This is a genomic window from Bradyrhizobium sp. BRP23, from assembly GCF_020194135.1.
GTDB classification, from domain to species: Bacteria; Pseudomonadota; Alphaproteobacteria; order Rhizobiales; family Xanthobacteraceae; genus Bradyrhizobium; species Bradyrhizobium yuanmingense.
In genome coordinates this window covers 345,814-358,549 of the sequence record NZ_JADYVW010000002.1, presented here as the reverse complement: position 1 = coordinate 358,549, position 12,736 = coordinate 345,814, and the positions used below count along the sequence as shown (strand labels likewise).

Below are 12,736 nucleotides of genomic sequence, written 5' to 3'. Positions count from 1 at the left end.
TCACCCCCCAATTTCGCCGCCAGCCGATCATGTCCGGGCCGGCCAATCGAGACCGACCGCCGCCTTGGGTCATTCACATGGGTAACGCTGCGACAGACAAGCCGGCCGGCCATCCGGCACCGCACGAGAAAATCAAGACGATAGAGGAGCTCGGCGAGATTGCGCGCGCCGCACAGGCTGATGGCCTGACCGTCGCGCTCTGCCACGGCGTGTTCGATCTGGTGCATCTCGGCCACGTCCGGCACATCCTGGCAGCCCGCAACGAGGCCGACGTCGTCGTGGTGACCATCACCGCCGACCGTTACGTCAACAAGGGCCCGGGACGGCCGATCTTTCCGGAGAACATGCGCGCCGAGATGCTGGCCGCGCTCGGCACGGTCGACTGGGTCGGCATCAATCAGACCTCCAGCGCCGAGCCGGTCCTCGATACCGTCCGCCCCGACATCTACGTGAAGGGCTCGGACTACGAGAATCCCGAGGATGACGTGACCGGCAAGATCGCGGTGGAGCGCGAGGCGGTCGAGCGTCACGGCGGGCGAATCGTCTTCACGCGCGACGTGACGTTCAGCTCGTCGTCGCTGCTGAACCGCTATTTCGACATCTACGATCCCCCACTGCGCGACTACCTCCAGAAGGTGCGCGATGGCGGCGGCGCCGAACGCCTGCTGAAGCTGATCGACAAGATCCAGGACATGCACGTCGTGTTGGTCGGCGACACCATCATCGACGAATACCAGTACGTCACCGCGCTCGGGAAGGCCTCCAAGGAGAACATCGTCGCGACCCTGCTCAAGAATGGCGAGCAGTTTGCCGGCGGCGTCATTGCCGCGGCCAATCATGTCGCGAGCTTCTGCAAGTCGGTCGAGATCGTCACGACGCTGGGTGGCAACGACTATCCTGAAGAGTTCATTCGAGCGCATGTCCGCCCGAACGTCACGCTCACGCCGATCCGCGTTCAGGGCCGTCCGACCACCCGCAAGCTGCGCTACGTCGAGATGGGCTACCTGCACAAGCTGTTCGAAGTCTACACGATGGACGACACGCCGCTCGACGAGGCCGCGCGAACGGAGATCGACCGCGTCACCACCGAGCGCGTCCGCGGGGCCGACGTCGTCATCGTCACCGATTTCGGTCACGGCATGATCGCATCCAGCACGATCGACGCCTTGATCGCGAATTCCAAGTTCCTGGCCGTCAACGCCCAGAGCAACAGCGGCAACCACGGCTACAACCTGATCACGAAATATCCGCGGGCCGACTACATCTGCATCGACGCACCGGAAGCGCGGCTGGCGGCCACCGACAAGTTCAACGAGATCGCTTCGGTGATCCAGGACGGCCTGCATCGCAAGATCGATTGCGACAACATGATCATCACGCACGGCTCCTTCGGCTGCTACCCCTTCTCGTCGAAGACCGGCGTTGCGCGCGTCCCTGCTTTCACCAAGACCGTCGTCGACACCGTCGGTGCGGGCGATGCCTTCCTGACGATCACGGCGCCGCTGGTGGCGGCCGGCGGCAACATCGAGGACGTCGCCTTCATCGGCAATGCGGCGGGCGCGATCAAGGTCGGCATCGTCGGTCACCGCAACTCGGTCGAGAAGGCGCCGCTGGTCAAGTTCGTCACCGCGTTGTTGAAATAGCGCAAAAAGAATAATCCCGGAGAGCGACAGTGATTGATCGGAAATGGAACGTGATGGTCACCGGTGGCGCCGGCTATGTCGGCAGCGTGCTGGTTCCGCAATTGCTGGCCGCGGGGCACAAGGTCACCGTGCTCGACTTGTTCATGTATGGCGAGGACGTCTTCGACGCCGTTCGCGACAATCCGAACCTGCGCCTGATCAAGGGCGACATCCGCGATGAAGCCGCAATCAACGAGGCCCTGCGCGGCAACAACGCGGTGATTCACCTCGCCTGCATCTCCAACGATCCCTCCTTCGAGCTGGATCCCGCGCTCGGCAAGTCCATCAACTACGACTGCTTCCGCCCGATGGTGCGCGCCGCGAAGAAGGCGGGTATCAAGCGCTTCATCTACGCCTCCTCCTCGAGCGTCTACGGCATCAAGGACGAGGCCGAGGTGACCGAGGAGCTGTCCTGCGAGCCGCTCACCGACTACTCCAAGTTCAAAGCGATGTGCGAGACCGATCTTGCCGACGAGGCCGCGTCCGGCTTCGTCACCTGCACCGTTCGCCCCGCCACCGTCTGCGGCTACGCTCCGCGGCAGCGGCTCGACGTTGTCGTCAACATCCTGACCAATTTGGCCGTCAACACCGGCCGCATCCGCGTGTTCGGCGGCACGCAGAAGCGGCCCAATCTGCACATCCAGGACATGACGGCGGCCTATCTGTTCCTGCTGCAGCAGGATGATGCGAAGATCGACGGCAAGACCTACAACATCGGCTACGAAAACCACTCGCTGATGAAGATCGCCGACATCGTCAAATCGGTGGTTGGAAACAATGTCGACGTGGCCGTCGAGCCGACCGACGATCTGCGTTCCTACCACGTCTCGTCGGAGAAGATCCGCCGCGAGCTCGGCTTTGCGCCGACGCACACGATCGAGCAGGCCGTGTCCGGCCTCGTGGACGCCTTCAGGGCGGGCCGCCTGCCGAACTCGCTCAACGATCCCAGGTATTTCAACATCAAGATGATGCAGAACATCAGCCTGAAGTGAGCGGCGTGCGGATCGGCATCGATTTCGACAACACGATCATCTGCTACGATAAAGTCTTTGCCGCCGCCGCGCGCCAGCGCGGGCTGGTGCCGGAGGGCTGGGACGGGCTGAAGACCGACGTGCGGGATTTCTTGCGATCCCGCGCCGGCGGCGAGCTTGCCTGGCAGGGGCTGCAAGGCTTCGTCTACGGCAAGGGAATCGGCGGCGCCGAGATCTACCCAGGCGTCCGCGAATTCCTCGCCGCGAGCCGCAAGGCCGGCGCGAGCGTCCATATCGTCAGCCACAAGACGCAGTTCGGCCATCAGGATCCCGATCGGGTCGACTTGCGCGAGGCTGCGCGTGGCTGGCTGAAGTGCGCGGGGCTCATCGACGCCGCCGACGCCGCGATCTCGGCGGGCAATGTCTATTTCGAGGACACGCTGGCGGCCAAGGTCGAGCGGTTGGCAAGCCTGCAGCTCGACATCTTCATTGACGATCTCGTCGACGTCTTCGCGCAGCCGCATTTTCCGAAGGCGACGCGATCGATCCTGTTCACGCAGTCGCGGCCGCCGCATCCCGCGCATTGCGAGCCGCTCGCGACCTGGGCCAATATCCACCGCGGAGTGTTCGGGGCATGAGCCAGCCGGACATCAGCATACAGGATGCGGTCTCGATCGGCAGCCGCCTCTCCGGGGCGCGGGTCGCGGCGGCGCAACCGGCGCGGGCCGGCGGCAACAACCGGGTGTTTCGGCTGGAGATGGCGGAAGGCCCGCCCCTCGCCCTCAAGCACTATCCGTCCGACGGACGTGATCGCCTCGGACAGGAATATGACGCGCTTTCGTTTCTCTCGCGCCACGGCATCAATGCGACGCCGCGGCCGATCGCAAAAGACCCGGCCGCGTTCTGTGCGCTGTATCAATGGTTCGACGGTGACCCCGCGGTCCTGCATCCGCAGTCCGACGACGCCGACCAGTTGGCCGATTTCCTGATCGAGCTGCAAAAGCTGCGCGACGCTGAAGGCGCGCAGACTCTGCGGAATGCGTCAGCCAGCATCTTTTCGCCCGCGGCGGCCATCGCCCAGTACGAGCAACGCCTCGACGACCTGAAGCGGGCCTCAGATGATCATCCGGATCTGCGCGCATTCATGGATGACAGCCTGGTTCCCACCACTGCCATTGCGATCCGGCAACTCCGAAGACGCTATGCGGAACGGGGCCTCGATCCCGCCGCGGACCTTGCGCCCGCCCAACGTGCATTGAGCCCGTCGGATTTCGGACTGCACAACGCACTGCGCACCGACGACGGCAAATTGCGCTTCATCGACTTCGAGTATTTCGGCTGGGACGACCCGGTCAAGCTCGTGTCCGACACCGCGATTCACCCCGGCAGCGGTCTGCCCGAGGCCGATGCGAATCGATTGATCGAGCGGCTCTCGCGCGCCTTCACGGCTTGGGATGACGCGTTTGCGGTCCGCCTTGACGTACTGTATCCTGTGTTCGGGGCGATTTGGTGCCTGATTGTCCTGAATGCCTATTTGCCGGAAAGCCGCTCCCGGCGTGCCCTGGCTGCGCAAGGTGGCGATCTGACGGTCCGCCTTGCCGGCCAGCTCGACAAAGCCCGCCGGCTCCACCAGACGATTTGCCAACGTGATCCAGATCTCACCCCACGCTGAAGCTGCTCTCACCTGCACGCTGGACGAGCGGAGCCTTTATTTGCGCCGCCTGGTGCTCGGTTCGGTCCGCTCCGCAGGACGCGGCCATGTCGGGCCAGCCCTGTCGCTGATCGAGATGGTCCGCGTGCTCTACGACGACGTGCTGCGGATCGACCCGAAGAACCCGGGCGATCCCGATCGCGACCGCGCCATCCTCAGCAAGGGACACGGATGTCTGGCGCTCTATGCGCTGTTGGCCGACCGCGGCTTCTTCCCGCTGTCGGAGCTGGACGGCTTTTGCGGTCCCGACAGCATTCTGGGCGGACATCCCGAATACGGCATGGTGCCCGGCGTCGAGGCCTCGACCGGCGCGCTCGGACACGGCCTCTCAATCGGCGTCGGCCTTGCGCTCGCCGCCCGCATGCGCGAGCGCAGCTACCGCACCTTCGTGCTGCTCGGCGACGGCGAGATCAACGAGGGATCGGTGTGGGAAGCGGCGATGGGCGCCGCCAAGCACGGCCTCGACAACCTGGTCGCGCTGATCGACTACAACAAGCTGCAGAGCTACGGCCCAACCGACTACGTGCTGCCGCTGGAGCCGCTCGCGGACAAGTGGCGCAGCTTCGGCTTCGCGGTGCAGGAGGTCAACGGCCACGACGTCGGCGCACTGCGCAACGTGCTGAAGCAGCTTCCGGCCGTTGCCGGCAAGCCCACCGCCATCATCTGCCATACCGTCAAGGGCAAGGGTCTTCCGGCTGCGGAATCCAATGCCGATTGGCATCACAAGAACAAGCTGACCGACAGCGAGCTCGACGCCATTCGCGTCGCCGTCGGCGATTTTTGATCGGCTCCCCATGCGCAACACCGCGATGAACATGGTCCACAAGCTCGCCGCGCGCGACGAGCGTGTGCTCTACATCGGCTCCGATCCCGGCGCCGGCACGCTGCGTGCGATGAGCAAGGAGTTTCCCAAGCGCCATCTGATCGAGGGCATCTCGGAAGCGCATATCATCGGCATGTCGGCCGGTCTGGCGATGGAGGGCTTCGTGCCCTACGTCAACACCATCGCGACCTTCCTCACCCGCCGCTGCTACGAGCAGGTGGCGGTCGATCTCTGCCTGCACAATCTGCCGGTGCGACTGATCGCCAATGGCGGTGGCCTCGTCTATGCGCCGCTCGGTCCCACCCACCAGGCGATCGAGGACATCGCGATCATGCGGGCGCTGCCCAACATGACGGTGATCTGCCCGTGCGACGCCGACGAGGCCGCGCGCATGATGGAGCAGACGCTGGATTGGAAGGGCCCGATCTACATCCGGCTCGGCAAGGGCGGCGATGCCATTGTGTCCAAGGCCGAGCATGGCTTCGAGATCGGCAAAGCGATCCTGATGCGCCCGCCCGGCGACGTCCTCATGGTGACCACCGGCATCATGCTGCAGCGGGCGCTGGCCGCAGCCGACCTGCTGGCCGCGCAAGGCCTTCGCGCCGGCATCCTGCACATGCATACCGTGAAGCCGCTCGATACCGCAGCGCTGCTGCAGGCGATCCGCGGCACCAGACTCTTGGTCACGCTGGAGGAGCACGTGCCCTCCGGCGGCCTCGGCAGCGCCGTCGCGGAGGCGCTGATCGACAAGCTCGGCTCCGGTTTCCCCGCGATGCTGCGGCTGTCGCTGCCGGACCGCTTCATGCACAATTACGGCTCGCAGGACTCGCTGCTGAAGAAGCACGGGCTTTCCGCGGGCGCCATTGCGACCTCGATCGAGCATGCGCTCGCCGCGTCGCACACCCCCTCTCCTCAACTTCATTCCACCTGACGGGCCACATGTACGACGTTCGATATTCCTATCTGCTCGAGCAATTCGCGGATCCCGCACCCATCCTCGCCGAGATCGGCCGGCTGGTTGCGACCGGTGACTTCACCCTTGGCAAGCCCGTCGCCGAATTCGAAAAGCGCTTCGCTGAATTGATCGGCGTCCGTCACGCCATCGGCGTCGGATCCGGCACCGACGCGCTCAAGCTGCCGCTCAAGGCGCTCGGCATCGGTCATGGCGACGAGGTCATCACCGCAGCGAACACCTTCATCGCCACGGTCGGCGCGATCGCGGAAACCGGCGCGACGCCCATCCTGGTCGATTGCGACGATTCCTTCTGCATGAACGTGGACCAGGTCGAGGCCGCCATCACCGGGAAGACCAAGGCGATCATGCCGGTCCAGTTGACCGGCGAGGTCACCGACATGGACAAGCTGATGCCGATCGCGCAGCGCCACAACCTGCCGGTGGTCGAGGACGCCTGCCAAGGCATCCTGTCGGAGTTTGCGGGAAAACGCTCCGGCACCCACGGCATCGCGGCCGGCTTCTCGCTGCATCCGCTCAAGAACCTCAATGTCTGGGGCGATGCCGGCGTCGTCGTCACCAATGACGACGGCATGAACGAAAAGCTCCGCCTGATCCGCAACCACGGCATGAAGAACCGCGACGAGATCGCGATCCTCGGCTGCAACTCGCGGCTCGATTCCCTGCAGGCCGTGGTCGGCAACTGGCTGATCGGCCAGACCAGCGAGATCACGCGCCGCAGGATCGAGAATGCGGCCTATTACGATGCGGGTCTCGCCGGCCTGCCCGGCCTGCGCATCCCGCCGCGCCGTCCCAACGTGAAGCACGTCTACCATCTCTACATGGTGTTCGCCGAACGCCGCGACGAGCTCTACAAGTACTGCCTGGACAATGGCATCGAGGCCAAGATCCACTATCCTATCCCGCTGTATCAGCAGGAAGGCCTGAAGCATCTCGGCTACGCGCCGGGCACGTTCCCGGTCACCGATCGCCACGCCAAGGAAGTCATCAGCTTCCCGGTCGACCAGCACCTGACGCGCGCCCAGCAGGATCGCGTCATCGAGACCGTCAGGAAGTTCTGCCATGGACGCTGACACCGGCCGCCGCCGCATCGGCTACGTCAATCTTCCCGCGCAGTTCGAGGAAGAGCGCGCCGAGATCCTGCAGGCGGTCGAGGGCGTGTTTTCCCGCGGCGACTTCATCGGCGGCGCCGCGGTCGGGAAGCTCGAGGAGGAATTGTCGGCCTATCTCGGCTCGCCGCATGTGGTGACGCTGAACTCCGGCACCGACGCGCTGATCCTCGCCATGCGCGCGCTTGACATCGGTCCCGGCGACGAGGTGATCACGCCGCCGAATTCGTTCGTGGCCTCGACCGCCGCGATCATCGCGGTCGGCGCCACGCCGGTGTTTGCGGACGTGCTGCCGGACCAGAACATCGATCCGGCCGCGGTCGAGGCTGCCGTCACGCCGCGGACCAAGGCGATCATGCCGGTGCATCTGACCGGGCGCATGGCCGATATGGCTCCGCTGATGGCGATCGCTGCCAAGCACGCGCTCGCCGTGATCGAGGACAGCGCCCAGGCGGTCGGTTCGACCTATGACGGCCGGATGAGCGGCACCATCGGCACCTTCGGCTGCTTCTCCGCCCACCCCTTGAAGAATCTCAATGCCGCCGGCGATGCTGGCTTCCTCGTTACTGCCGACGCCGAGCTTGCCGCAAGAATCCGACGGCTGCGCAATCACGGCCTGATCAACCGCAGCGACGTCCAGGAATGGGGGATCGTGTCGCGGCTCGACACGCTCCAGGCCGAGGTGCTGCGCATCCGCCTGCGCCACCTTCCTTCCGTGATCGAACGCCGGCGGCGCAACGCCGCGCAATACCGCGCCGAGCTCGCCGGCCTGCCCCTGTTCATTCCGCCCTGCCGGAACATCGAGTTCAACACCTTCCACACTTTCGTGGTGCAGACCGAGCGTCGCAACGACTTCCAGAAATATCTTGCCGACAAAGGCATCGAGACCGCGATCCATTATCCGGTCCCGATCCACCTGCAGCCGGCAGCAGCGCATCTCGGCCATGGCCGCGGCGCGTTCCCGGTGACGGAACGGCAGGCGGACCAGATCCTCACGCTTCCCATCAACCAGTTCCTGTCGGCCGCCGACATCAGCTATATTTGCGCGACCGCCCGGGAGTATTTTGCATGACGGACACGGACTTCCTGCACGCCGACGAGCAGGCGCTGGCGCAGCGCTTCATCGACGATGGCTTCGTCACCACCCCGGCCGACGATCGCGCCGGGCTCGACCGGATCCAGCGCCGTGCTGCCGAGCTCGCGGCGGACTATCTGAAGCTGCCGCACAGCAACGATCCCTACGCGATGCTCGACACCATCCACACGCGGGTGAGCGTGGATGATCTCAACGGCCTGCGGCTGCACGTCTTCAACGGCCTCAACGCCGAGCCCTGGTTCCGGCCAACCTATTTCCGCCTGGCGCGCTCGACGATCGAGACCATCGTCGGCAACGAGCTCTGCATGCAGCGCCGCGTCAATCTCAGCATCCAGCTTCCCGGCGACAGCTCCTCGCTGCTCGCCACCCATTCCGACGTCTGGTCGGGCGACTCGCCGTTCGAGGTCGTGGTGTGGGTGCCCCTGGTCGATGTCCACCGCACCAAGTCGATGTATCTGCTGCCGCCGTCCCTGAACGGCGAGATGCAGGACCGGATGGCGGCCTTGCGAAGCGCCGAAGAGCTCTACAAGACCATCAAGCCGCACGCGACCTTCATCGAGATTCCCTACGGTCACGTCATGCTGTTCAACCAGACCCTGATGCACGGCAATCGCGTCAACGAGGAAGCCGGCACGCGCTGGAGCATGAACTGCCGCTTCAAGAGCATCATGTCGCCCTACGCGGACAAGCGCTTCGGCGAGTTCTTCGAGCCGATCCTGCTGCGCCCCGCAACCCGTGTCGGGATGCAGTACAAGCTGCCGGGAGGCTTCCATGGCTGAGCGAGCCGGCCACCGCGGCTATATCGGCGCCAGGCCGCTGAACGGCAGCCGCACCCCGCAGCACGTCCAGAACATCGTGATCCGCGACTATGCGCGGCGCAAGAACCTGCACTATCTGTTGAGCGCCGCCGAGCACACCATGCCCGGCAGCTACATGGTGCTGGAAGACATCCTGGACGAGCTGCCGCAGCTGCGTGGCCTGATCCTCTACAGCATCTTCATGCTGCCGCCCGACGAGGCTCGGCGGCGGCAGATCTACGACCGCGTGCTGCGCGAGGGCTGCGATCTCCATGCAGCGGTCGAGGAGATCACGCTGGCGTCTCAGAAGGACATCCAGGCCGTCGAGGACATCCTGCTCGTCAACAGGTTCGCGACTATCCTGTGATGATGCCGCGGACCGGTTGGCCCCCATGACCGAGATCAACCTGCTCCAGCCGATGCACGCATCGACGAGGCGGGACTACGTCCAGCGCGTGGTCGAGCACGACAAGGCGGAATCCGCCACTGTGGCGCGGCAATGGGGACGCGACTATTGGGACGGCGACCGGCGCTACGGCTACGGCGGCTATCGCTATGACGGACGGTGGCGCCCGCTCGCCCAGACCCTGATCGATCGCTACGGCATCAAACCGGGCATGAGCGTACTCGACGTCGGCTGCGGCAAGGGCTACCTGCTCTATGAGTTCACCCAGCTCGTCCCCGATCTCAGGATCGCCGGCATCGACATCTCCGAGTATGGCATCGCCAACGCCAAGGAGGAGGTGCGGCCGCATTTGAAGGTCGGCAGCGCCGTCGAGCTCCCCTACCCCGACCACAGCTTCGACCTCGTCGTCTCGCTCGGCGTGCTGCACAACCTTCCGCTCGAGGACGTGTTCCGCGCGGTGCCCGAGATCGAGCGCGTCGGACGCGGCACCTCGAAATATCTGATGGTCGAATCCTTCCGCAACGAGCGCGAGAAGGCCAATCTGCTTTACTGGCAGCTCACCTGCCTGAGCTTCCACGGCCCGCAAACATGGGCCTGGATCTACGACAAATGCGGGTATCGGGGCGACCATGGGTTCATCTTCTTCGAATGAGGCAGGCCTGCACCGGCCGACCTCGTTGCGCGCGCAAAATCCGGAAGTGTACTATTCGGACGATGCCATCGTCACCGCGGACGATGCCACGATCGCGGAGCTGAAGCGCATCGCCGCCGGCAACCCGCGCCTGCGCAGTCGGCTGTGCACGCATCCCGATCCTTCGTCCGGACTGCACGAGATGCTGATCGTGCACCATCGCGAAGCCTATGTGCGGCCGCACAAGCACCTTGGCAAACCTGAATCGTTCCACGTGATCGAGGGGACCGCGCAGGTCGTGATCTTCGAGGACGACGGCGGCATTCGCGAGGTGCTCGAGATGGCGCCCTACGGTCAGGGCAAACGCTGCTATTATCGCATGCCGGAACAGGTCTTCCACTCGATCCTGATCACCTCGGAATGGCTGGTATTTCACGAAACCACCGCCGGCCCGTTCGATCCTTCGCGCACGGCATTTCCCGACTGGGCGCCTGATGGCAGCGACGCTGCCGCGGTGCAGGACTACGTCACAAGAATTGGTAGGCTCGCCGCGGAGCATCTGAACAAACGAGGCAAAGCCTAGGACCATGGTCACCCCCGTCGGTTTCGACGATGCTCGCACGAATGTAGATCCGAAAGCTGCGGCTCTCCGACAACGGGAGCGGGCGGGCATTGGATACGTCTACGTCGCTCTGGTTCTCGCCTTTGTTACGGCCGTGCCCGCGCTGCTCGCGCGTGAGGTCTTCGGCGACGATTGGACTGTGTACTACATCTATTGGACTCAAGGTGCCGCTGGCGTCGCTCGCGTGCTGTGGGAGTCGGCACACGCCGGCTTCGCAATCCCGATGACGCTGTTTGTGGCACTTTTGGACAATACTCCCGATGTGGCCGCACGGCTCGCCGGACTGGGCTGCCATCTCGTCAATGGCTTGTTGCTCCACTTCATCCTGTTGCAATCATCACATACGAGACGGATCGCTGCACTTGCCACGGCTCTATTCCTACTCAGCCCATTTTATGCAATCCGCCTGACGCTCAACGCAGTCTACGACTTCTTCCTGCTCTCTATTTGCTTTCCTACGCGCTGACATATTCAAAGGTTCGAGCACTTCGACGGACGGCGCCGTTTGCTCTCTTTTTCTCGCTGTCGTTGGAAGTTCTGATCGCACTTGAACCGCTCCGCATCGTGCTGACCTGGTCCACCTCCGAAACGTGGAAACGCAGGCTCGTGCGTCTTGCTCCGTTCTACCTAGTGATCGCGGCGGTGGTCATACTGCGTCTGACCATCCTGGGAAAAAGCGGTCACTACGCGGGACAATACGGCTTTATGTACGACCTCAGCGTCATCCGCAATTCGCTGCTGGAACACCTCCGGGCTTTTCCCGAGGGCCTATCCTATGCCGCCTCCCATGGGACCGCACTGCTGGGCCATTCTGTCCGGACGGCACTGACGTTAGTTGCAATTGCGGGATTCGCTCTCCTCTCTTCCAGAGCATTGTGGACACCTTGGGTGCTCGAGGGTCGCGGCTCGATCAGACGCGTGCTGGTGTTGCTCCTGTTGGGAGCCGCGATTGCCCTTCTTGGCGCTATGCCATTCGCCCTGACTGGGACTTATGGCGCCATGACCAGGGGGGAATCGAGGCTACTCTTCGCCTCGCAAGTCGGCATACTGATATTGGCGGCTACCATTGTACAAATGATTCCGACGTCGCGCCTCCGCGCCGCTACCGCGGGCGGACTGATCGCGATCTTCGCACTGGCGATGGCGCAAGATTCAAAATGGCTGCTGTATGATGGTCTGATCAGCGCAGACCTGCAGCGGCAAGTTCGGGCAGCCTTACTTGCAGATCCCCAGCCAAAGGTCGTAAAGCTCCGAGTTGAGAACAGCGAGATTATCTCATTTCGGTCCAGATGTCTGGGTGCCAGTGACATGAATGTTGCGCAAATGATGTTGCGGGATGAGAATCGCGAAAGGTCGTTTATCTATACGGATTATTGCGGGGATTTTCAGTACCCTGGCGCCATCCTCAGTGGCAACTGCACGGTCTCTTACCTCGAGTTTTTTCCCTGCCCGCCACGCCGAGAGACCTGGCGCTATCGCGCTGAGCCGGGGATTCCGAAGCTCGACAACATCGGATTCGTTGAACTAATGAAGGCCGCCCTCACGGAAGCGCCGTCGGCCACGCAAGGTCGCGGCGAACTCGTCCAATTGAAGGACGATCTGCCGGTCCCCTTGCCAAGAGCAGAATACCGGCCGCCTTGCCGCCGGCCTGGAGTACGCGGATCCGCCTGGCTGCTGGCTCTACCCACGCCGGCCTGCGAGGATTCTGGCTCAGGAGCTCGATAGACTACAACGATCCTTGTACTTGGCACACTTTTGAGTCACAGCAGGGTATTCTGGAGATGGACCGGTTGGATTGGTTCTTTCCCCTCATTCTCGTCGGAGCTCGTGCCGCGGCTCACAATTACCACCGCCCGGCGGGTCGCATTCGGCCGATACGCGCTGCCGGACGAAACTGGTTGATGACGGGTAGAAC

Annotated in this window: 14 protein-coding genes; all 14 read left to right on the top strand. The window is 63.7% G+C overall.

What is annotated here, in order from left to right:
* The first annotated feature begins 77 nt into the window (after positions 1-77).
* From I6F24_RS06080 to I6F24_RS06015, 14 genes are read left to right on the top strand one after another with little or no spacing between them, the layout of a single operon-like run.
* Positions 78-1,643, top strand: coding sequence for a PfkB family carbohydrate kinase (locus tag I6F24_RS06080; RefSeq protein ID WP_050996025.1), 1,566 nt, complete (start codon positions 78-80; stop codon positions 1,641-1,643).
* A 29-nt stretch (positions 1,644-1,672) separates the two neighbouring features.
* Complete coding sequence (locus I6F24_RS06075) at positions 1,673-2,674, top strand: SDR family oxidoreductase (RefSeq protein ID WP_036027621.1); 1,002 nt, start codon at positions 1,673-1,675, stop codon at positions 2,672-2,674.
* A 5-nt stretch (positions 2,675-2,679) separates the two neighbouring features.
* Entirely contained in the window at positions 2,680-3,291 is a 612-nt protein-coding gene (locus I6F24_RS06070; RefSeq protein ID WP_225151399.1) for a hypothetical protein, read from the top strand.
* Positions 3,288-4,325 (top strand): phosphotransferase, encoded by a 1,038-nt coding sequence (locus I6F24_RS06065; protein ID WP_074448154.1) that lies wholly within the window; start codon positions 3,288-3,290, stop codon positions 4,323-4,325. Before I6F24_RS06070 ends, I6F24_RS06065 begins: the two co-directional genes overlap by 4 nt.
* Positions 4,300-5,148, top strand: coding sequence for a transketolase (locus I6F24_RS06060; protein WP_081492979.1), 849 nt, complete (start codon positions 4,300-4,302; stop codon positions 5,146-5,148). Before I6F24_RS06065 ends, I6F24_RS06060 begins: the two co-directional genes overlap by 26 nt.
* A 10-nt stretch (positions 5,149-5,158) precedes the next feature.
* A complete protein-coding gene (locus I6F24_RS06055; protein WP_036027629.1) occupies positions 5,159-6,118 on the top strand; it encodes a transketolase C-terminal domain-containing protein in 960 nt (319 codons plus the stop codon).
* A gap of 8 nt (positions 6,119-6,126) precedes the next feature.
* Entirely contained in the window at positions 6,127-7,233 is a 1,107-nt protein-coding gene (locus tag I6F24_RS06050) for a DegT/DnrJ/EryC1/StrS family aminotransferase (RefSeq protein WP_036027630.1), read from the top strand.
* A complete protein-coding gene (locus tag I6F24_RS06045; protein WP_036027631.1) occupies positions 7,223-8,341 on the top strand; it encodes a DegT/DnrJ/EryC1/StrS family aminotransferase in 1,119 nt (372 codons plus the stop codon). The genes I6F24_RS06050 and I6F24_RS06045 overlap by 11 nt, the downstream gene beginning before the upstream one ends.
* Positions 8,338-9,144 carry a sporadic carbohydrate cluster 2OG-Fe(II) oxygenase gene (locus I6F24_RS06040; protein ID WP_025037016.1) on the top strand — a complete coding sequence of 269 codons (807 nt, stop codon included), beginning with the start codon at positions 8,338-8,340 and terminating at the stop codon, positions 9,142-9,144. Before I6F24_RS06045 ends, I6F24_RS06040 begins: the two co-directional genes overlap by 4 nt.
* Positions 9,137-9,529 carry an LIC12192 family sporadic carbohydrate cluster protein gene (locus I6F24_RS06035; RefSeq protein ID WP_036010940.1) on the top strand — a complete coding sequence of 131 codons (393 nt, stop codon included), beginning with the start codon at positions 9,137-9,139 and terminating at the stop codon, positions 9,527-9,529. The genes I6F24_RS06040 and I6F24_RS06035 overlap by 8 nt, the downstream gene beginning before the upstream one ends.
* A 25-nt stretch (positions 9,530-9,554) precedes the next feature.
* Positions 9,555-10,220, top strand: a complete 666-nt coding sequence (locus I6F24_RS06030) for a class I SAM-dependent methyltransferase (RefSeq protein WP_036027638.1) — start codon at positions 9,555-9,557, stop codon at positions 10,218-10,220.
* Complete coding sequence (locus I6F24_RS06025; RefSeq protein WP_050996026.1) at positions 10,198-10,782, top strand: WbuC family cupin fold metalloprotein; 585 nt, start codon at positions 10,198-10,200, stop codon at positions 10,780-10,782. The genes I6F24_RS06030 and I6F24_RS06025 overlap by 23 nt, the downstream gene beginning before the upstream one ends.
* Positions 10,783-10,786: 4 nt before the next feature.
* Positions 10,787-11,287 (top strand): hypothetical protein, encoded by a 501-nt coding sequence (locus tag I6F24_RS06020; RefSeq protein WP_225151397.1) that lies wholly within the window; start codon positions 10,787-10,789, stop codon positions 11,285-11,287.
* Positions 11,269-12,546, top strand: coding sequence for a hypothetical protein (locus I6F24_RS06015; RefSeq protein WP_141697683.1), 1,278 nt, complete (start codon positions 11,269-11,271; stop codon positions 12,544-12,546). The genes I6F24_RS06020 and I6F24_RS06015 overlap by 19 nt, the downstream gene beginning before the upstream one ends.
* Positions 12,547-12,736: the final 190 nt, after the last annotated feature.